Here is a 19,336-nt window from a genome sequence, read left to right as displayed (position 1 = left end):
TGTATGCCAGTTATGGGAAGCTTGAACTTTGCTAACTGTACATTCTCAGATGCTGACTTCTCATGGATGGGAATTGTATTTGGTAATATTGCGCAAATCGTACAAGGAACAGGATTATTCATTGTTTGTATCGTTGTCTTCTTATTACCAATTATCTATAATTTTGTAGCTCCTAAAAAAGAAGCAAAAGAAGCATAGTCATTTTAAATAGGAAACTATTTGAAAATAGAGAAAGGAGAAATCTCATGGCTATTCGTAGCATTATGTGTTGTTGTGGACAAGGATTAGGAAGCAGTATGATCGTAAGTATGAATGTTGAAAAAGCATTGAAAAACTTAGGCATTACTGGTGTTAGTGTTGACCATACTTCATTAAATGAAATCTCACCAGATTTGGCAGATTTGTTTGTAGTTGGATTTGATTTAGCACCTCAAATGACAGCATATCCTAATAAAATTGTTTTAAACCAATTAATGGATATGAACGAAATCACAACAAAATTAAAAGAAGTATTTGAAAAATAATGAATGAAAAAAGAAGGAATTAAAACCTTCTTTTTCATTACAAATTTTATGGAGGAACTATGGAAAAAAATACATTGAATCAATTAGAAATACTTGCTGCAAAGATTCGTTATGATATTTTAGACATGTTACAACACCGTGGATATGGACATTTAGGAGGCTCTCTTTCATTGGTTGAATTGATGAGTGTTCTATATGGAAAACAACTCCAATATGATAGTAAAAACCCAAAATGGGAAAATCGCGATCGCGTTGTTTTATCCAAAGGACATGCGGGTCCAGTCTGGTATAGTGCCTTAGCTGAAAGTGGATTTTTTGATAAAGAATGGTTATATACATTAAACGATGGAGGAACAAAGCTTCCAAGTCATCCAGATCGTACAAAAACACCGGGTGTAGATATGACAACGGGTTCTTTAGGACAAGGAACAAGTACAGCTGCAGGGATTGCCACTGCATTAAAATTAAGGAAAAGTAATAATGTTGTGTATTTAATTGTTGGAGATGGAGAATTAAATGAAGGACAATGTTGGGAAGCTTTCCAATACATTGCACATTACAAATTAAATAACTGTATTGTTATTATTGATGACAACAAACGACAATTAGATGGATATACAAAAGATATTATCAATCCATTTGATTTTGTTAAGAAAATGGAAGCCTTTGGTTTTTATACACAAAAAGTCAAAGGAAACGATATCCAGGCTATTGATCAAGCCATTGAAAATGCCAAAAATGTAAAAGACAAGGCTGTTTGTATTGTATTAGATACCATTAAAGGACAAGGCGTTCCATATTTTGAAGAAATGTTTAGCAATCACTCCGTTAAATTTAATAACGATCAAGTCAATGAAGCAACCAATGAAGCCAAACAAAAATTGCTGGCATTCATTTCAAAGGAGGCATGTTAAAATGTTTAAAGTATGTGAAAACCGAAATCAAAAAGGGGAAATGGATTTAACAGCTTCCATTGCCAATGCTGTTGTAGAAGCTATTGAAGAAAATGATAAAGTCATTCAATTAGAAGCCGATTTAGCCGGTGCCAGTAAAACCAATATCGTTCAAAAAGCATTTCCAGATCATTTTATTCAATGCGGAATTGCAGAAGCCAATATGATTGGTGTAGCCTGTGGACTCTCAAGTGAAGGATATATTCCATTTGTACATACATTTGGACCATTTGCGACAAGAAGAGTCTTCGATCAAGTCTTTTTATCAGGAGCCTATGCTCACAATACAATCAATATCTATGGATCGGATCCAGGGTTTACAGTTGGACCGAATGGAGGAACACATACCACTTGGGAAGACGTAGCTTTGATGAGAACCATTCCAAATGCCATTGTCTGTGATCCATGTGATGAAGTACAGGCAAAATGGCTTGTTAAAGAATTCGCCAAAATGGAAGGTGTTCACTATTTTCGCTGCAATCGAAAAGCTGTTCGAAACGTTTATGAACCGGGTTCTACTTTTGAAATTGGAAAAGGAAATATTGTGAAAGCTGGAAGTGATGTATTAGTTATTACAGCAGGACAATTGATTAGTGATGCTTTAGATGCAGCACAGACATTGGAAGAACAAGGCATTTCGGTGGAAGTCATTGATATGTTTTGTATCAAGCCACTGGATGAAGAATTGATTTTATCACAAGTTCAAAATAAAAAAGCAGTGATTACTTTTGAAAATCATTCCATTACAGGTGGTTTAGGAAGTGCAGTAGCTGAAACTTTAATGGAGCATCAAATTCATATTCCATTTAAACGCCATGGCGTAAATGAACAATTTGGACAAGTTGGAACACCAGATTTCCTTCAAAAAGAATTTAAATTAACCGCAACAGATTTAATCCACACCATTAAATCTGTACTAAAATAATTTCGATACAAATAAAGGCAGAATTTTCTGCCTTTATTTTATGATGACATTGGAACGAACTGTATCCATTAATAATTGCTTAGTCTGTTGTTTAATAACTTCTTTATCCATTCCTTCGTTTTGACTTTCATTAATAAAACCAGCCAATCCAAAGCATAAAAAAGCAGTAATCTGTCGAGGCGAATATCGAAGAATATGAGTATGACTTTCTTCTTTGGTATGGAGTTCTACAGTTTTTAGTACATAATCATAGAGTTGTAAACTAAGATACGGATTTTTATCGGGAGAAATGCAAGAAAAAAAAGAGGGATATCGATCAAATAAATCAAAAATCGTATCTAATATATTGCAGTAACTTTTTACTGAATCATTATGAATATTATTTTCTAATTGTTTTTTATAAAAAATGATTTTGGAAATGGAAACAAAATCTTCAAAGATTTCTTCCACTAATGCATATTTATCATTGTAATGTGAATAAAATGTAATACGAGAAATATTGGCGACTTTACAAATATCTGTCACATTAATTTTCTCAAAAGATTTTTCAGTTAACATATTCATTAAAGTATTTTTAATATTTTTTTTCGTTTTTTGAATGCGGCGATCTTCCATAAAATTCTCCTTTACTATAACAATTTTAAAAATGTGTTATTTTTTTTTATTTTAACATCTGTTAGAATTATAACACGTGTTAAGAAATGGAGAAATAAGTATGTCAAAAGTTGCGATTATGACAGATAGTAATTCAGGGATTACTTTACAACAAGCCAAAGAATGGAATTGTTTTATGTTGAATATGCCCATTATTATCAATCAGAAAACATTTACAGAAAACGAAGACATTAACGATACAGAATTTTATCAGCAACAAGCCAATGATGCCAATGTAACAAGTTCACAGCCTTCCGTTGCTGATTTAATGGATATGTGGAATGAGATTTTAAAGGACTATGATGAAATTGTGTATATTCCTATGACAAGTGCTCTAAGTGGTTCGTGTCAAAGTGCTATGACTTTTAGTGAAGAATTTGATGGAAAAGTACAAGTGGTAGATAATCATCGTATATCTGTTACACAATTATTGTCTGTAAAAGATGCTTTATTATATGCCAGACAAGGATATTGTGCCAAAGAAATTAAAGAAAAACTAGAAAAAGAAGCCTATGAAGCTTCCATTTATATTACAGTCGATACTTTAAAATACCTTCAAAAAGGAGGACGCATTACCCCTTCTGTGGCATTGTTAGGATCTATGCTTCGCATCAAGCCTGTTTTAACCATTCAAGGTGAAAAACTAGATTCTTGTTCTAAAGCCAGAGGTATGAAATCGGCTTTTAAAATTATGGTGGAACACTTAAAAGAAGACTTGGAAACGCGTTTTCAATCTTTTGATAAAAAAGAATTATCTTTAGGCTTGGCTTATACGCATATGCCACAAGAAGACATTGAAAAATGGAAAGAAAAACTACAGGAAGAATTTCCGGGATATCCAGTTTGTGTAGCTCCTTTAACAATGAGCATTGGCTGTCATGTGGGACCAGGTGCTTTAGGCATTGGATTGATTCATGTACATAATGAATAAGAACTCGTGTCTTATTCTTTTTTTTATGCTAAAATTTTCCTTGGAAAAGAGGTTTTTATGAACGAAAATGAAGAAATGATCGTTCGCGACGCTCGTAAACTTGGTGTACCTAAAATGATGCTTTTAGGAATTCAACATATGTTTGCGATGTTTGGAGCGACAATTTTGGTGCCAATTCTTGTTTCAGGGTATTTTGAAAAAGCCTGTGGACAACCCCTTTCACAAGGATTGACTGTTTCCGTTACATTATTTGCAGCGGGAATGGGAACATTATTGTTCCATGTATGTACAAAGATGAAGGTCCCTGCTTTTTTGGGTTCATCCTTTGCATTTTTAGGTGGATTTAACACCATTGCCAATTTAAATACAGGAATCTATCAAAATATGCCTGTTAATGAAAAAGCAGCTTATGCATGTGGAGGCATTGTCATTGCTGGTTTATTGTATTTAGTTGTGGCATTGATTATTAAAATTGTAGGTGTTAAAAAAGTTATGCGTTTTTTACCACCTGTAGTCACTGGACCGATTATTATTTGTATTGGATTGTCTTTAGCATCCAGTGCCATTTCCAATGCATCCACAAACTGGTTTTTAGCCATTGTAGCTTTAGCCGTCATTGTGATTTTTAATATATGGGGAAAAGGTATGTTTAAAATTATTCCCATTTTAATGGGCGTTGTGATTGCATATGGCATAGCCTTGATTATGCAATCTATGGGTATGACAAACCCAGATGGATCCGCTATTATCAATTTTGCTTCGGTTGCCCAGGCAAGTTGGGTTGGTTTGCCACAATTTCAACTCTGTAAATTTGATATTACATCGATTTTAGTTATGGCACCTATTGCTATTGCTTCTATGATGGAACACGTTGGAGATATGTCTGCCATTTCAGCGACAGTCAATCAAAACTTTATATCCGATCCCGGATTAAATCGCACTTTAATGGGTGATGGATTAGCAACTGCTTTAGCTGGTTTAATTGGTGGACCGGCGAATACGACTTATGGAGAAAATACAGGTGTATTGGAATTATCAAAGGTCTATGATCCTCGTGTCATTCGTATTGCCGCTGTTTTAGCCGTAGGATTATCGTTTATTCCCAAATTTTCTGCCATAATTTCAACAATGCCTGCTGCAATCATTGGTGGTGTTTCCTTTATGTTGTATGGAATGATTTCAGCAATTGGGGTTCGAAATGTTGTAGAAAATAAAGTCGATTTAACGAAATCAAGAAATTTAATTATTTGTGGTGTTATTTTTGTTTGTGGCCTTGGATTTTCTTCAGGATTAACATTTACCATTGCCAATACATCCATTACTTTGACATCATTGGCAATTGCAGCTATTGCTGGAATTGTTTTAAATGCAATTTTACCAGGAAATGACTATGAATTTGGTCAGAATCCAGCCGGGGATCAAAGTCGTGGTGTATTTATAAAATCATCAGATGAAAAGAAAGGAAAATAATATGAATTTTTCAGAAAACAAAAACATTACTATTTTTACGCATCCACTCATTCAACATAAAATCACAAAATTACGTGATCAAAATACTTCCACAAAAGATTTTCGTCAATTGGTGGAAGAAATTGCGATGTTAGAAGGATACGAAGCTTTAGCGGATTTACCATTGGAAGAAATAGAAGTACAAACACCGATTGAAAAAACAATGGCTCCATGTATTGCAGGACCTAAATTAGCTGTTGTACCAATTTTACGAGCTGGACTGGGAATGGTTTCTGGTATTCTGGCATTGGTTCCCAATGCGCGTGTAGGTCACATTGGAATGTATCGAGACGAAGAAACATTTATTCCACATCCATATTATTGTAAATTACCAAAACCCATTGATAAACGTTTAATCGTTGTAACTGATCCAATGTTGGCAACAGGTGGTTCTGCCATTGATGCTATTGATCAAATTAAAAAAGAAGGCGGAAAACATATTAAGTTTATGTGCATTATTGCAGCACCTGAGGGATTGGAAAAATTATCGAAGGCACATCCAGATGTTGAGATTTATGTAGGTTGTCTGGATCGGCAATTAAATGAAAATGCTTATATTTGTCCTGGATTAGGAGATGCCGGGGATCGTATTTTTGGAACGAAGTAGCTTGTCTACTTCTTTTTTTTATTGTTTGACATAGACAAATCTTGGATATATAATACTTCAAAAATGAACTATCTATTTTTGAAGGAGAGAAATATGGAAAAGAGTATGGAGTTTGGATTTCATCTTGTTTCGATGTATTCAAACCGATGTAAACCTTTGTGTCATGAATATAATTTGCCACAAACCGCATTTGATATTCTGATGTTTTTAGCCAATCATCCTATGTATAAAACAGCTGGGGATATTGTGAAAATGCGACGCATCAAAGCAAATTTAGTATCAATTAATGTAGATAAATTAGTAAATGATGGGTATTTAGTTCGAGATGTAGTAAAAGGAGATCGACGGAAAACCAAATTATTGTTGACTAAGAAAGCGGATTCCGTTATTCAAAAGGGAATGAATCTTCAAAAAGAATTTAAAAAAGATTTGTTTGAAGGCATTAATCCGCAGGAACTGGAAATTTTTTTAAAAACTATTCGTCAATTGGAAAATAATATGGAACATATGAAAGAAGGCAAAGAATGAATTTCATTCAAATTTTATTCGTAACATTTATAGCTGGAATGGGAGCTGGACTGGGAACTGGATTTGCTGGATTATCTGCAGCAGCTATTATTTCCCCTATGTTGATTGCTTTTCTAGACATGGAACCTTATCAAGCTGTGGGAATTGCTTTGTCCAGTGATGTATTAGCCAGTGCTATTTCCGCCTATACCTATGGAAAAAATAAAAACTTAGACATTCAAAATGGAATCATTATGATGATAAGTGTCTTAGTATTTACTGTTATCGGAAGCTATATTGCTAAATTAGTTCCTTCACAAACCATGGGCAATTTTTCAGTATATATGACACTTTTATTAGGTATTAAATTTATTTTTAAACCAGTCATGACAACCAAAGAAAAAAGAGAAAACATTTCTCTGAAAAAAAGAATCATTCAATCCTTGATTTGCGGTATGTTTATTGGCTTCATTTGTGGATTTGTTGGTGCTGGCGGTGGTATGATGATGTTATTGATTCTAACAAGTGTACTAGGCTATGAATTAAAAACAGCAGTAGGAACCAGTGTATTTATTATGGCTTTTACTGCCTTTACCGGTGCTGCTTCTCATTTTTTAATAGGAGGATTACCTGATTTTACAATTTGGAGTTTATGTGTTGTTTTCACATTAATATGGGCAAGAATAGCCAGTAAAATTGCTAATCATGTCGATAATAAAACATTGAATCAATTAACAGGTGTTGTATTATTGATTTTAGGAATTGTGATTTTAGTATTTTAAGGAGTTATATGAAACGAATTATTGGACGTATATTTGCGATTTTTCCAGCAGTGATTCTGCAAGTGCTTTGGTACTTATTTCTATGGAATTTTTTAAATTCTATTTTTCCATTTGTGAATGAATTACTTACGATTTGTGCATTATTATTTGTATTAACTATTGTTTCTGAATATGAAGAAGCCAATTATAAAATTATGTGGATTTTGATTATTCTTCCTTTTCCGATTTTTGGAGCCTGGCTCTATATGACTTTTGGAAATCGAAGAACCGCAAAGCCATTGGATAAAAAAATAACGAAATCAAAAAATCAATTGGATTATAAAATAGAAACAAATCCTCAAATTCAAGTAGAATTAAAACAAAGAAATGTTCGCTTTAGTCAAACACTTCAAAGTATCGGAAATCCCATTACCTATGTAAAAGATATTCAATATTATTCATTAGGAGATTATATGTTTCCAGATATGGTTAAAGCTATTGAAGGAGCAAAAAAATTTGTATTTATTGAATATTTTATTATTGAAGAAGGACTGTTCTTTAATAGTTTTGTGAATATATTAAAAGAAAAAGTAAAAAAAGGAGTCGATGTTCGAATTATTTATGATGACATTGGATCAGTGAGTACGTATTCTATCACAAATATTAAAAAATTAAATGAATACGGCATTCAATGTATTCCATTTAATCCACTGGTCTTTATTCGAGCTGAACTCAATAATCGAGATCATCGAAAGATGCTGATTGTGGACAATGAAATTTGTTTTAGCGGAGGCATCAACGTTGCGGATGAATATATCAATGTCAAAGAAAAATATGGACATTGGAAAGATATTGGATTTAAAATCACAGGAGATGCCGTAAATCAATATACTTATATGTTTATTGAATTATGGAATGCTTTTTCAAATCAGAAAATCGAAAGAGAAAATTTATTACATGAATTTGAAAATAAAAATACACAAAATGGATATATCGTATCTTATTATGATTCACCTGCTAAAAAAAGACACATCTCGCGTCAATTGCTGTTAGATACTTTTTCATGTGCAACAAAACGTGTATGGATTTATACGCCTTATTTGATTTTAGGGGATTCATTGATGGAATCGCTTTGTACATTGGCTTTAAGAGGCGTGGATGTACGTATAATGATTCCAGGTATTCCAGATAAAAAAATGGTATATCGTATGTCATTAAGTTATTGTCGTTCTTTAATCGATGCAGGCATAAAAATCTATCAATATACACCAGGTTTTCTACATGCCAAGGCTTGTTTGATAGATGATGATATTTGTACGATTGGAACTGTGAATTTAGACTATCGTTCTTTATTTTTACACTTTGAATGCAATTCCATTTTCTATGAATGTAATGTCTTTGAAGACTTAGAAAAAGATATGAAAGATACAATGTCTAAATCACATTTAATGAAAAAAGAAGATTTAAATTCACGTGTTCTTTACCAGTTATTTGATAAAATTTTACGTATTTTTGCGCCGTTGTTATAAAGTGAAAGTTGAATACGCTTTCACTCTTTTTTTGCTTGCACGATAAAAAAAATTGTGAATAATGAATAAATGTGTGATATAGAACATATGTTCTATGGGAGGATAGTATGGCAGGAATTAAGAAGACAAAAATTATTTGTACAATTGGTCCAGCAAGTGAAAACAAAAAAGTTTTAACAGAAATGGTTAAGTCTGGAATGGATATAATGAGAATGAATTTTTCTCATGGTTCACATGAAGAACACCAAAAGAAAATTGATTTAATTCGTGAAATTAATAAAGAATTGAATTCAAATGTTTCGATTTTATTAGATACAAAAGGACCAGAAATTCGTACTGGAGATTTTGAAAATGGTTGTGTTGAATTAAAAAAGAATACTGATATCACAATTTCATATGAAGATGTAGTAGGTACTTCTAATCAGTTTTCCATTACTTATAAAGAATTATATCAAGACGTTCAAAAGGGAACTCATATCTTAGTCAATGACGGTGCTATTGATTTAATGGTAAAAGAAGTTGTTGACAAAGACATCGTTTGTCGTTGTTTAAACAGTGGAATGGTTAAAAATAAAAGAGGAATTAATGTTCCGAATATTAAATTGGGATTTGATTATTTATCACAAAAGGACATTGAAGACATTCAATTTGGATGTGAACAAGGCGTAGATTTTATTGCTGCTTCTTTTGTTCGACGCGTTCAAGATATTTTGGATATTCGTAAATTATTGGCGGAATTTAATCACATGGAAATTAAAATCATTGCCAAAATTGAAAACCAGGAAGGTGTTTCTAATATTGACGAAATCATTGAGGAAGCAGATGGAATTATGGTTGCTCGTGGTGATTTAGGTGTAGAAGTACCAGCTGAAATGGTTCCAGCCATTCAAAAAGATATTATCAATAAATGCAATGAAAAACGCAAATTAGTTGTTACGGCAACACAAATGTTAGAAAGCATGCAAAATAGTCCTGTTCCAACGCGTGCCGAAGTCAGTGACGTTGCCAATGCGATTTATGATGGAACAGATTGCATCATGTTATCAGGAGAATCTGCATCGGGTCAATATCCTGTAGAAGCCGTTGATATGATGGCAAGAATTGCTTTAATGACTGAATATAATTTCGACTATAAAGGATATTATCGTCAGGCAAAAGGTGCTTGTCCAAAAGATAAATCAGAAGCCATTTGTTTATCGGTAGCCGAAATGGCCACTGAATTTGATGTAAAAGCGATTATTGCCTTTACAGAAAGTGGAACAACAGCCATTAAAATGGCGAAATATAAGCCAAAATGTTTATTAATTGGAGCTACTCCAGTTAAATCAACATTTAATCAAATCAATGCCTATTGGGGCATACACCCAGTGATGACACGTGAATTTTCTTCAGCAACGGGCATGAAAAATATTGCCACAATTATTGCCAAAGAAAACGGATGTAAGCCAGGTGATACAATTATTATTACGGGTGGTACACCAGGTCTTCCCGGGGCAACAGATTATTTGCGTATAGTTGAAATTCGATAAAAATCAAACTTCTCTTGAAAACAGGGAAGTTTTTTTCTTATACTAAAGAAAAAGGAGGTCCATATGAAATCAAATAAACAAGCAAAAGACATGAGTATAGAAGAATTAGCTTCTTATATTGATTACAGTGTATTGAAACCTGAATTTACACCGGATGAAATTGTGAAATATTGTAAAAAAGGAGTGGAATTAAAAGTAGCTCAAGTCTGTATTAGTCCAGGTTATATGAAACTATGTGAACCCATTGTAAGAGGAACACAAACAAAAATAGGACCGACTTGTGATTTTCCATTTGGAAATAGTTCCACAGAATCTAAAGTTGCCCAGGCAAAGCTGGCTTTGGAATCGGATTGTGTTGGAGAATTGGATATGGTTGCTAATTTTGGCTTGATTCGTGCTGGAAAATATGATGAAGTGGCAAAAGATATCAAAGCAGTGGCTGATGTTTGTCATGAAAAAGGAATTGAATGTAAAGTTATTATTGAAACAGGCGCGTTGAATGAGCAACAAATTCGTAATGCATGTCATGCAGTGGTTAAAGGACAAGCGGATTGGATCAAAACAAGTACAGGTTTTCTAACAGGATATGATGATCATGGTGCTACATGTGAAATCATTCAAATGATGATGGATGAAGTTGGTGATCAAATAAAAGTAAAGGGAAGTGGACACATTCGAACACGGGAACATTTCTTAGAATTAATTGATATGGGAATTGATCGTATGGGCGTTGGCTATAAATCGGTTCCTGTTGTATTAGGACTTGAATAAAAGGGCAAATTGCCCTTTTCATTTCCATTTCACATTTTCTTTTTTGGCGCCTAATTCAAAATGATATTTCACAATGCCCATATCCACTTTTGAATAGAATCCAAATCCAGGTTTAATTGATACAAATCCATCAGTATATGTGATATAAAATTTTTGTTGATTCATAGCCGTAGGCGCTAAAAGAGAAGCTTCTACACCTTTTTTAAACCATTCAGGAAAATCTTCACAGACATTGCTTACCATATTCATTTCTTTGGATTTGTGAGCTACTCCATTTGTTTTTCCATAACCAAGGGCAATCACAACCATTAATTTTTCATTTGATTTGATTTCAAAAGTTCCTGGTATTTTTTTATAAGTCATAGCCACCCAGCATGTGTTTAATCCAAGTTGCTGGGCTTTTAAAACCAGTTTTTCACCATAATATCCACATAGTTCATCTAATTGTTCGTTTTTTGATCCAATTAATGCGATATAGTTTGATACGCCACTAAATTTTCCATAATGAGCCATAAAACCATCAAAAGCCTTTGGTTCATTGACAATCAACTGTATATGTAAACCACTTTCCTTATTGCAACTATCAATTTCATCTTGTAACATGGATAAAATATTACTTTCAATGGGAAAAGATTCATATTGACGTACACTATGACGATTTTTCATTGCTTCCATTAAGTCCATTTTTATTACCTCCAATCATCGCTTCTATCAGGTAAAGCCTCCATTATTTGTTTTACATGATTGAGCATATTTATTAATTGATCCATAGATTTTACATCAATATCAAAATAATAATAATTTTTTGTTCCTTCTTTTCGTATATTTATAATTCCTGCTTTTTTTAGAATTTGAAGATGATGTGATACAGAAGGACGCGATAAATTTGTTTTCTTTGAAATTTCTCCTACACGAAGGCCATTGCAGTTTCCCATTTTCATCATTTCTAAAATAAGATACTGACGTGTTTGATCGCCTAAAGCTTCTAAAATATTTTGACAAGCCGAAAATTCTTCTACTAATTTGTGCAATATATCACCTTCATTGAAACGATTATATCACATGAAAAGAAAAAAAGTTCAATGGTAAAGCAATTCAATACCAATAAAAAAGGCGTGAATACTCACGCCAAATAATTAGATATTTAATAATTCTGCATATACTTTTAAAGCACCATCGCTATTTCCAGATAAAACTTTTTTAGCTAACACTTTACCTAATTGTACACCTTCCTGATCAAAACTATTTAAGTTCCATACAAATCCCTGGAACATAATCTTGTTTTCAAAGTGAGCTAACAAAGCACCTAAACTAGCTGGAGTTAATTGATTTCCAATGATAATGCTGGAAGGACGTCCTCCTTCAAAGTTTTTGTTTGGATTTTCATCTTCTTTACCACACGCAAAGGCAACAATTTGAGCAGCTACATTGGCATTTAATTTTTGTTGACTTGTACTGTTTTCAATGATGACATCTTTTCCAATTTGAGAATTTTTAAATCCAATAAATTGTAAAGAAATTGTATCAGTTCCCTGATGCAACAATTGATAGAAAGAATGCTGTCCATTTGTTCCTGGTTCACCAAAAATAACTGGACCTGTTACATAATTAATAGGCTGACCAAAGCGATTAACAGATTTTCCATTGGATTCCATGTCGCATTGTTGTAAATGTGCAGGGAAACGAGCCAATGCTTGTGAATAAGGAAGAAGAGCAGTTACTGGATAGCCTTGTACATTTCTTTCGTATACACCAATTAAAGCATCCAATAAATCTGGGTTTTCTAAAATATTTTTATTGGTAGCTAGTTTATCTTCAACTGCCATTCCTTCTAAAATTTGTGCAAATACATCGGGTCCAAATGCCAAAGATAAAACCATTCCACCTACAGCTGATACAGACGAATAACGACCACCAATATAGTCATCCATAAATACAGCTGTTAAATAGTCTGGACTCTTAGCTAAAGGAGATGTTTCACTTGTAACAGCTAACATATGTTTTGATGGATCCAATCCAGCATTAATTAAAGCGTCTTTGACAAATTGTTCGTTTGTCAAAGTCTCTAAAGTAGTTCCAGATTTTGATACAACAATAAATAATGCATGCGCTAAATCTGTTGAATTTAAAACGGCAGCGGCATCATCTGGATCGACATTGGAAATGAATTTAGCTTCCATTTTAAATGTGTTATTGGCTTTTGCCCAGTTTTCTAAAGCAATATATAAAGCACGGGGTCCTAAATCCGATCCACCAATTCCAATTTGAACAACAGTAGTGAATGCTTCTCCTTTTTCATTCACAATTTTACCCGCATGTACTTTTTTGGCGAAATCAGCAGCTTTTTCTTGTTGAGAAACATAGAATTCACGTTTATTAACACCGTCAACAATGACATCGTTTCCCAATTGATTACGAGCCAGGTGATGAAGAACCAGACGATTTTCTCCTGTATTGATGATCGCTCCATTGTATAGTTCTTCAAATTTTTCTGTTAATTGCGCTTCATCTGAAAGCTGTTGTAAAGCAGCTAAAACATCTGCATCCACTTCTTTGGAAGCATAATTAAAACTCATGTCAGCTGCCATAGCACATTGATAATCTCTTACACGTTGTGCCCCTGTTTCACTTGATAATTCTTTTTTTACGTTTACATGATTTTTTAATGTCATTAGAGTTTGATAAGAATCTAATGCATCAAAATTTTTCCAAGATACCATATTGTTATCCTCCATTTACACTAAATTCATTATACAAAGAGTGATTCATTTTTTCAATAAACCAAAAAAAATGGCCCTTACTTTTTTTGTCTCTTGTAAGGGCCAATCATATAATGAATCTGTTTTTCACTCTTTATCTCCTTTCACTTTTTTTATCTATATCAAATTACCTTTTTCTTTTTTATCTATAGCGGTAATTATCTATAGATAAACTTTTTTATTTGTCCATTGGTATGTACCTCTTTTTCTGATTTCATTATAAATCAAATCAATAAAAAGAAAATAAAAATGGAAAAGTTGGACATAATTTTGTCTAAATTGAAATGGCCCTTACTTTTTATTATCTTGTAAGGACCATTTATAAAATAAATTTGTTTTTCACTTTTTTTCTCCTTCTAGCTTAAGACTTATTGTTTATTTCATTATAAATTGAAAACGGAAAGATTCAATACAATTGGAAAGAATGGATACAATAGTGGAATAATATGCTAGAATTTTAATATGAAAGCTGTAAATGCGATTCAAGGAAACTTAAAAAAGTCGATTATTCAAATGGCATTGCCACTCATGATTCTAAATATCTTCAATTCACTCTATGGATTAGTGGATACTTTTTTTGTTGGTAAAATTTCAGAATTAAGTGTAGGAGCCATTTCTTTGACAACTCCTTTATTATGGTGTGCCATAAGCATTGCCAATGGATTAGCAGCTGGAACCACTGCCATTATATCGCATTATTATGGAGCACAAGACTATAAAAAAGCAAGTGACTATGCGGTTCAAATTTTATTTTTTTGTTTCTTATTTATATTGATTCTAACTATTTCTACTTATTTTTTATGCCATCCGATTTTACATTATTTAAAAACACCAAAAGAGATTTATGCCGAATCCTTTTCTTATCTACAAATTATGGCCTTTGATTATTTTGGTTTATTTATGATTACTATTTATATGGCCATAAAACAAGCATGTGGAAACAGTAAAAGTGGAATGATCATTAGTGCATTGGCTTCTATTTTAAATATGATATTCGATCCTATATTTATTTTTGGTTTTTCATTGGGTGTTAAAGGAGCAGCTATGGCTACCGTGATTTCTAAATGGATTGTCATACCTGTTATTTTGTATTCTCTTTGTCGAAAAAATCAAAATGTCTATATCAATTTTCGTTCTTTTTCTTTTAAAATTCAGGAAGGCATAAAAATCCTTAAATTATCTTTACCATGTGCCTTTGGCCAGTTTTTAGAATCTCTTGGTTTTGTATTAATGAATAAGTATATTGTGTTTTATGGAGCAGTAGCCATGTCAGCCTATGGGATTGGAGAAAAACTCTCAAATTTATATAACATTCCCATTATAGCTTTTTCTAATGTTCTTCCAACTTTTATTGGACAAAATTTAGGTGCCAATCAAGAAAAAAGAGCCAGACAAAGCTATAACTATGCTATGCTTTTGACTACGATTTTATCTATTTTTGTTTTTATATTGGGAATGTGGTGGATAAAACCATCTATTTATTTGTTTGTACCCGATGCCAGTTCATCTTTGTTATCATATACATCCACCTTTGTTTTCTTTACCCTTTTAACAGGACCATTTTGTACATGGTATTTCAATTTATGTGCTGTATTCAATGGATCGGGACATACTCATATTAGTTTTCTTTTATCGATTCTTCGTCTATGGGGAATACGAATTCCTTTCATTTATATTTTTTCAAAATATACAAATTTAGGTATTATTGGAATTTGGATGAGTATGTTAATCAGCAATATCATTGTTGGAAGCATTGCACAAATCCTTTATTGGAAATATCCATGGATAAAATCCAAAATATAGTTGACCTTCCCTTAAAGGGAAGGTTTATTATTGACACAACCACCTCAATAATAGTGGTATTGAATAAAATGAAGTTTGATATGATAGAAGTGGAGAATGATTATGGCAACATCTAAATAATATTTCACGTTTATTTGGCAGCAACTGCAGGAAATTGAAGTTATTTCTTATAGACAAATGAGGATTTAGATGAAACATATAAAGGAATGTATCAAAGAAATAAAGGAGAAGAATTATGTTACGAATTGAAAATTTAACAAAAAAGTATGGAGACAAAAAAGCTGTGGATCAATTGAATCTACATATTGCTCCCAATGAAATTTATGGATTTATTGGTCACAATGGAGCTGGTAAAACAACAACAATTAAAGCTTGTTGTGGTATTTTGGATTTTGATGAAGGAAATATTTATATTGATGGAATCAATATAAAAGATGATCCGATTTTGTGTAAATCAAAAGTCGCTTATATACCAGATAATCCAGATTTATATCATTTTATGACAGGGATTCAGTATTTAAATTTTATTGCCGATATATTTAAAATATCGCAGGAAACAAGAAAACATCGTATTGAAAAATATGCACAAATGTTTGAAATTCAAGAGGATTTACCTTCTTTTATTAGTACATATTCTCATGGAATGAAACAAAAATTAGCAATTATTTCGGCTTTGGTTCATGATCCGAAATTAATTATTATGGATGAACCATTTGTGGGCTTGGATCCAAAGGCTTCGCATCAATTAAAAATGTTAATGAAAGAAATATGTCAACAAGGAAATTCTATTTTCTTTTCGACACATGTCTTAGAAGTAGCTGAAAAGTTATGTGATAAAGTAGCTATTATAAAAAATGGAAAATTAGTGGTTTCTGGAACAATGGAAGAAGTCAAAGGCGATACTTCTTTAGAAGAAGTCTTCCTGGAATTGGAGGAATAATATGTTAAAGGTATTAATTCACAAACAAATACTGGAATCGTTTTCGTTTTTGTTTTATGACAACCATAAAGGCGTTCCACGCTCAAAATCCAGTAAAATAGGTTTTGGTTTTCTATTTGCGTTTGTTTTTTTGACATTGGCCTTAGCCATTGGTGTTTATGCCGGTTTGATGGTATCGACTTTTCAAGGACTCGGTATTAACTGGTTTTATTATTGTATTATGTCTTTGGTTTCTATTATTCTAGGTGTCTTTGGCTCTGTATTCAGTACCTATGCCAGTTTATATTTACCCAAAGACAATGAATTGATGTTGTCTTTACCAATCCATAAAAAAGATTTAATTCTATCTCGATTAGTAGGCGTATATGTCATGGGTTTTGTGTATATGGCTATAGCTTTTCTTCCATCTATGGTGATTGGACAAATTGGTTTTGGATTCACAATATCCAGTTTGATTTGTCAAATTCTATTAATGGTAGCTTTATCTTTTATAGTATTGGCTTTATCGACTTTATTAGGATGGGTAGTGGCTCAAATCAGTGTTCGTCTAAAAAATAAATCCATTATTGTAGTATTTTTATCTCTTGGATTTATTGGTATTTATTATTATTTTTATTTTAAAATTGTATCTGGTTTCCAGGATTTAATTTTAAAAGCTATGACATTGGCAGTTTCTTTTAAAGATAAAGGCTATATATTATATGTGTTAGGAAAAGCAGGAGATGGAGACTATATTTCGACAGGAATAATTTTCATTTTATCAGTTGTTAGTGTAATCATTGTATATGCATTGGTTTATATGCGCTTTGATCGTTTATTAATGACAAATAAAGGACAAAAGAAAAAAGAATACAATGCCAAGAGTATTAAACAAACAAATGTTTCAACAGCTTTATTGAAAAAAGAATGGCTTCGTTTCTTTAGTTCTCCAACCTACATGTTAAATTCAGGTATTGGATCGGTCTTTACAATTTTATTAATTATTGTTTGTATTTTTCAAAAAGAAATGATTTTAGATATGTTAGTATTTTTATCAGATTCTTCTTTGTTGCTTATCATTGCCATGACCATCATTGGCTTTGTAGCTACATCTAATATGATTAGTGCACCTTCAGTTTCATTGGAAGGAAAAAACATGTGGATTCTTCAAACATTGCCAGTAAAACAAATCGATATTTTACAAGCTAAATTTAATTTACATTTTTTGTTTACGATCATTCCTTTATTTGTATTAGATATCGTATTGATCTGGTTATTAAAATTCTCGATTTTAGAAACTATTTTTATTTTTTTGTATAGTATTTTAATTGTTGTTTTTTCTGATTTAGATGGATTGTTTTTAGGATTAAAATTTCCAAATATGGAATGGACAAATGAAACAGCTGTTATCAAACAAGGCATGGCGCCTTTTGTAGCGTTATTTGGAAACTGGATTGTTGTATTTGCGATTGCTGGAATTTACTATTTCGTTCATAAATTTATTTCCGTTTATATTTATGCAATCTTGATTTTAGTACTATTATCAATTATAAGCCTTATTTTAGTGGTTTGGATTTATAAAAAAGGTGTACAAATCTTAGAACATCTATAGAATTTAAAACCTAAAATTGATAGAATAATCACATAAAAAAGGAGCATTGAATATGAATCTAAAAGGAAGGAATTTTTTAACATTACGTGATTATTCGCAAGAAGAAATCCGTTATTTGCTGGACTTGGCAAAACAATTAAAAAAAGAAAAAAAAGAAGGAACGATTCAAAAACATTTAAATGGAAAAAATGTGGTTTTAATTTTTGATAAAACATCCACTCGTACGCGTTGTTCCTTTGAAGTGGCTTGTTTTGATGAAGGAGCCCATGTCACTTTTTTAAATCATTCACAATTCGGTAAAAAAGAATCTATTGAAGATACAGCCAAAGTATTGGGACGCATGTATGATGGCATCGAATATCGTGGATTTGAACAGAAAACCGTAGAATTATTAGCAAAACATTCTGGAATTCCTGTCTGGAATGGTTTAACCGATGTGGATCATCCAACACAGACATTGGCTGATTTTTTAACAATTGAAGAACATTTGAATAAACCATTAAATCAAGTGAAATTTGTTTTCAGTGGAGATATACGAAACAATGTTTGTTATGGATTAATGTATGGAGCTGTCAAAATGGGGATGCACTTTGTCTGCATGGGACCCAAAGAATTAAAAATTGATGAAGAAGTCTGGGCGTATTGCCAACAGGAAGCCAAGAAAAGTGGAGCTATCTTAGAAATTTGTCATGATGTACAAGAAGCTGTACAAAATGCAGATGTTATTTATACAGATATTTGGGTGAGTATGGGAGAAGATGAAAGTCTTTATAAACCAAGAGTACAAATGTTAACACCATATAAAGTGACACAAAACATGATGGACATGACAAAGAATCCAGATTGTTTATTTATGCACTGTCTTCCTTCTTTCCATGACTTTGAAACAAAAGTAGCCAAAGAAAAAATGGAAACACTGGGTGTAGATATTCGTGAAGTCGAAGATGAAGTGTTCCGTTCTAAAAATTCAGTTGTTTTTGATGAAGCTGAAAATCGTATGCATACGATTAAAGCGGTAATGGTAGCGACTATAGGAGATTGAT

General features: G+C 32.4%; 20 protein-coding genes. 16 read left to right on the top strand and 4 right to left on the bottom strand.

Features of this window, described 5'->3' with window-relative positions; genetic code table 11:
* The 4 genes from ACI32A_RS07775 to ACI32A_RS07760 form a co-directional block, all read left to right on the top strand.
* Positions 1 to 198 (top strand): hypothetical protein (locus tag ACI32A_RS07775; protein WP_439754479.1); only part of this gene is annotated, 198 nt, incomplete at its 5' end.
* Between the two features lie 47 nt (positions 199 to 245).
* On the top strand, positions 246 to 524 hold the full coding sequence (locus ACI32A_RS07770; RefSeq protein WP_439754478.1) for a PTS sugar transporter subunit IIB: 279 nt from the start codon (positions 246 to 248) through the stop codon (positions 522 to 524).
* A 59-nt stretch (positions 525 to 583) separates the two neighbouring features.
* A complete protein-coding gene (locus ACI32A_RS07765; protein WP_439754477.1) occupies positions 584 to 1,438 on the top strand; it encodes a transketolase in 855 nt (284 codons plus the stop codon).
* 1 nt (position 1,439) lies between these two features.
* Positions 1,440 to 2,402, top strand: coding sequence for a transketolase family protein (locus tag ACI32A_RS07760; RefSeq protein WP_439754476.1), 963 nt, complete (start codon positions 1,440 to 1,442; stop codon positions 2,400 to 2,402).
* A 33-nt stretch (positions 2,403 to 2,435) separates the two neighbouring features.
* Here the strand turns inward: ACI32A_RS07760 and ACI32A_RS07755 are convergent, their stop codons facing one another.
* Positions 2,436 to 3,017 carry a TetR family transcriptional regulator gene (locus tag ACI32A_RS07755; protein WP_439754475.1) on the bottom strand — a complete coding sequence of 194 codons (582 nt, stop codon included), beginning with the start codon at positions 3,015 to 3,017 and terminating at the stop codon, positions 2,436 to 2,438.
* A gap of 100 nt (positions 3,018 to 3,117) precedes the next feature.
* Here ACI32A_RS07755 and ACI32A_RS07750 point away from each other — a divergent pair, with 100 nt between their 5' ends.
* The 8 genes from ACI32A_RS07750 to deoC all read left to right on the top strand — a co-directional run bounded on the left by ACI32A_RS07750 (position 3,118) and on the right by deoC (position 11,200).
* Positions 3,118 to 3,987, top strand: coding sequence for a DegV family protein (locus ACI32A_RS07750; protein WP_439754474.1), 870 nt, complete (start codon positions 3,118 to 3,120; stop codon positions 3,985 to 3,987).
* A gap of 57 nt (positions 3,988 to 4,044) precedes the next feature.
* Positions 4,045 to 5,457, top strand: coding sequence for a uracil-xanthine permease family protein (locus ACI32A_RS07745; RefSeq protein ID WP_439754473.1), 1,413 nt, complete (start codon positions 4,045 to 4,047; stop codon positions 5,455 to 5,457).
* Entirely contained in the window at positions 5,438 to 6,103 is a 666-nt protein-coding gene (gene upp / locus ACI32A_RS07740; protein WP_439754472.1) for a uracil phosphoribosyltransferase, read from the top strand. The genes ACI32A_RS07745 and upp overlap by 20 nt, the downstream gene beginning before the upstream one ends.
* A 93-nt stretch (positions 6,104 to 6,196) precedes the next feature.
* Positions 6,197 to 6,631: a MarR family winged helix-turn-helix transcriptional regulator gene (locus ACI32A_RS07735; RefSeq protein ID WP_439754471.1), complete on the top strand. Its 435-nt coding sequence runs from the start codon at positions 6,197 to 6,199 to the stop codon at positions 6,629 to 6,631.
* A complete protein-coding gene (locus ACI32A_RS07730) occupies positions 6,628 to 7,392 on the top strand; it encodes a sulfite exporter TauE/SafE family protein (protein WP_439754470.1) in 765 nt (254 codons plus the stop codon). Before ACI32A_RS07735 ends, ACI32A_RS07730 begins: the two co-directional genes overlap by 4 nt.
* 8 nt (positions 7,393 to 7,400) lie before the next feature.
* Positions 7,401 to 8,900: a cardiolipin synthase gene (gene cls, locus ACI32A_RS07725; protein ID WP_439754469.1), complete on the top strand. Its 1,500-nt coding sequence runs from the start codon at positions 7,401 to 7,403 to the stop codon at positions 8,898 to 8,900.
* 107 nt (positions 8,901 to 9,007) lie between these two features.
* Complete coding sequence (gene pyk, locus ACI32A_RS07720; RefSeq protein ID WP_439754468.1) at positions 9,008 to 10,429, top strand: pyruvate kinase; 1,422 nt, start codon at positions 9,008 to 9,010, stop codon at positions 10,427 to 10,429.
* Between the two features lie 63 nt (positions 10,430 to 10,492).
* Positions 10,493 to 11,200, top strand: coding sequence for a deoxyribose-phosphate aldolase (gene deoC, locus ACI32A_RS07715; RefSeq protein ID WP_439754467.1), 708 nt, complete (start codon positions 10,493 to 10,495; stop codon positions 11,198 to 11,200).
* 18 nt (positions 11,201 to 11,218) lie between these two features.
* Here deoC and ACI32A_RS07710 read toward each other — a convergent pair whose 3' ends face one another.
* The 3 genes from ACI32A_RS07710 to ACI32A_RS07700 form a co-directional block, all read right to left on the bottom strand.
* On the bottom strand, positions 11,219 to 11,884 hold the full coding sequence (locus ACI32A_RS07710; RefSeq protein ID WP_439754466.1) for a nitroreductase family protein: 666 nt from the start codon (positions 11,882 to 11,884) through the stop codon (positions 11,219 to 11,221).
* 5 nt (positions 11,885 to 11,889) lie between these two features.
* Positions 11,890 to 12,231 (bottom strand): ArsR/SmtB family transcription factor, encoded by a 342-nt coding sequence (locus tag ACI32A_RS07705; RefSeq protein ID WP_439754465.1) that lies wholly within the window; start codon positions 12,229 to 12,231, stop codon positions 11,890 to 11,892.
* Positions 12,232 to 12,336: 105 nt separating this feature from the next.
* Positions 12,337 to 13,920, bottom strand: a complete 1,584-nt coding sequence (locus ACI32A_RS07700) for a glucose-6-phosphate isomerase (protein ID WP_439754464.1) — start codon at positions 13,918 to 13,920, stop codon at positions 12,337 to 12,339.
* A 501-nt stretch (positions 13,921 to 14,421) separates the two neighbouring features.
* On the opposite strand from ACI32A_RS07700, the gene ACI32A_RS07695 reads away from it, so the two are divergent.
* The 4 genes from ACI32A_RS07695 to argF all read left to right on the top strand — a co-directional run bounded on the left by ACI32A_RS07695 (position 14,422) and on the right by argF (position 19,335).
* Positions 14,422 to 15,762, top strand: a complete 1,341-nt coding sequence (locus ACI32A_RS07695; RefSeq protein ID WP_439754463.1) for an MATE family efflux transporter — start codon at positions 14,422 to 14,424, stop codon at positions 15,760 to 15,762.
* A gap of 235 nt (positions 15,763 to 15,997) precedes the next feature.
* A complete protein-coding gene (locus ACI32A_RS07690; protein WP_439754462.1) occupies positions 15,998 to 16,702 on the top strand; it encodes an ABC transporter ATP-binding protein in 705 nt (234 codons plus the stop codon).
* 1 nt (position 16,703) lies between these two features.
* Positions 16,704 to 18,293 carry a hypothetical protein gene (locus ACI32A_RS07685; RefSeq protein WP_439754461.1) on the top strand — a complete coding sequence of 530 codons (1,590 nt, stop codon included), beginning with the start codon at positions 16,704 to 16,706 and terminating at the stop codon, positions 18,291 to 18,293.
* 52 nt (positions 18,294 to 18,345) lie between these two features.
* The gene (gene argF, locus ACI32A_RS07680) at positions 18,346 to 19,335 is read left to right on the top strand and encodes an ornithine carbamoyltransferase (protein ID WP_439754460.1); all 990 of its coding nucleotides are present in this window, start codon (positions 18,346 to 18,348) and stop codon (positions 19,333 to 19,335) included.
* Position 19,336 lies beyond the last annotated feature (1 nt).

The organism is Floccifex sp. (assembly GCF_051873555.1).
Lineage (GTDB): Bacteria > Bacillota_I > Bacilli_A > Erysipelotrichales > Erysipelotrichaceae > Floccifex.
This window is presented reverse-complemented; position numbering and strand designations above follow the sequence as displayed.

Excerpts from the sequence above, each read along its gene's own strand:
- ACI32A_RS07770 (WP_439754478.1), top strand. The coding sequence starts at position 246 with ATGGCTATTCGTAGCATTATGTGTTGTTGTGGACAAGGATTAGGAAGC.
- ACI32A_RS07765 (WP_439754477.1), top strand. The coding sequence starts at position 584 with ATGGAAAAAAATACATTGAATCAATTAGAAATACTTGCTGCAAAGATT.
- ACI32A_RS07760 (WP_439754476.1), top strand. The coding sequence starts at position 1,440 with ATGTTTAAAGTATGTGAAAACCGAAATCAAAAAGGGGAAATGGATTTA.
- ACI32A_RS07755 (WP_439754475.1), bottom strand. The coding sequence starts at position 3,017 with ATGGAAGATCGCCGCATTCAAAAAACGAAAAAAAATATTAAAAATACT.
- ACI32A_RS07750 (WP_439754474.1), top strand. The coding sequence starts at position 3,118 with ATGTCAAAAGTTGCGATTATGACAGATAGTAATTCAGGGATTACTTTA.
- ACI32A_RS07745 (WP_439754473.1), top strand. The coding sequence starts at position 4,045 with ATGAACGAAAATGAAGAAATGATCGTTCGCGACGCTCGTAAACTTGGT.
- upp (WP_439754472.1), top strand. The coding sequence starts at position 5,438 with ATGAAAAGAAAGGAAAATAATATGAATTTTTCAGAAAACAAAAACATT.
- ACI32A_RS07735 (WP_439754471.1), top strand. The coding sequence starts at position 6,197 with ATGGAAAAGAGTATGGAGTTTGGATTTCATCTTGTTTCGATGTATTCA.
- ACI32A_RS07730 (WP_439754470.1), top strand. The coding sequence starts at position 6,628 with ATGAATTTCATTCAAATTTTATTCGTAACATTTATAGCTGGAATGGGA.
- cls (WP_439754469.1), top strand. The coding sequence starts at position 7,401 with ATGAAACGAATTATTGGACGTATATTTGCGATTTTTCCAGCAGTGATT.
- pyk (WP_439754468.1), top strand. The coding sequence starts at position 9,008 with ATGGCAGGAATTAAGAAGACAAAAATTATTTGTACAATTGGTCCAGCA.
- deoC (WP_439754467.1), top strand. The coding sequence starts at position 10,493 with ATGAAATCAAATAAACAAGCAAAAGACATGAGTATAGAAGAATTAGCT.
- ACI32A_RS07710 (WP_439754466.1), bottom strand. The coding sequence starts at position 11,884 with ATGGACTTAATGGAAGCAATGAAAAATCGTCATAGTGTACGTCAATAT.
- ACI32A_RS07700 (WP_439754464.1), bottom strand. The coding sequence starts at position 13,920 with ATGGTATCTTGGAAAAATTTTGATGCATTAGATTCTTATCAAACTCTA.
- ACI32A_RS07695 (WP_439754463.1), top strand. The coding sequence starts at position 14,422 with ATGAAAGCTGTAAATGCGATTCAAGGAAACTTAAAAAAGTCGATTATT.
- ACI32A_RS07690 (WP_439754462.1), top strand. The coding sequence starts at position 15,998 with ATGTTACGAATTGAAAATTTAACAAAAAAGTATGGAGACAAAAAAGCT.
- ACI32A_RS07685 (WP_439754461.1), top strand. The coding sequence starts at position 16,704 with ATGTTAAAGGTATTAATTCACAAACAAATACTGGAATCGTTTTCGTTT.
- argF (WP_439754460.1), top strand. The coding sequence starts at position 18,346 with ATGAATCTAAAAGGAAGGAATTTTTTAACATTACGTGATTATTCGCAA.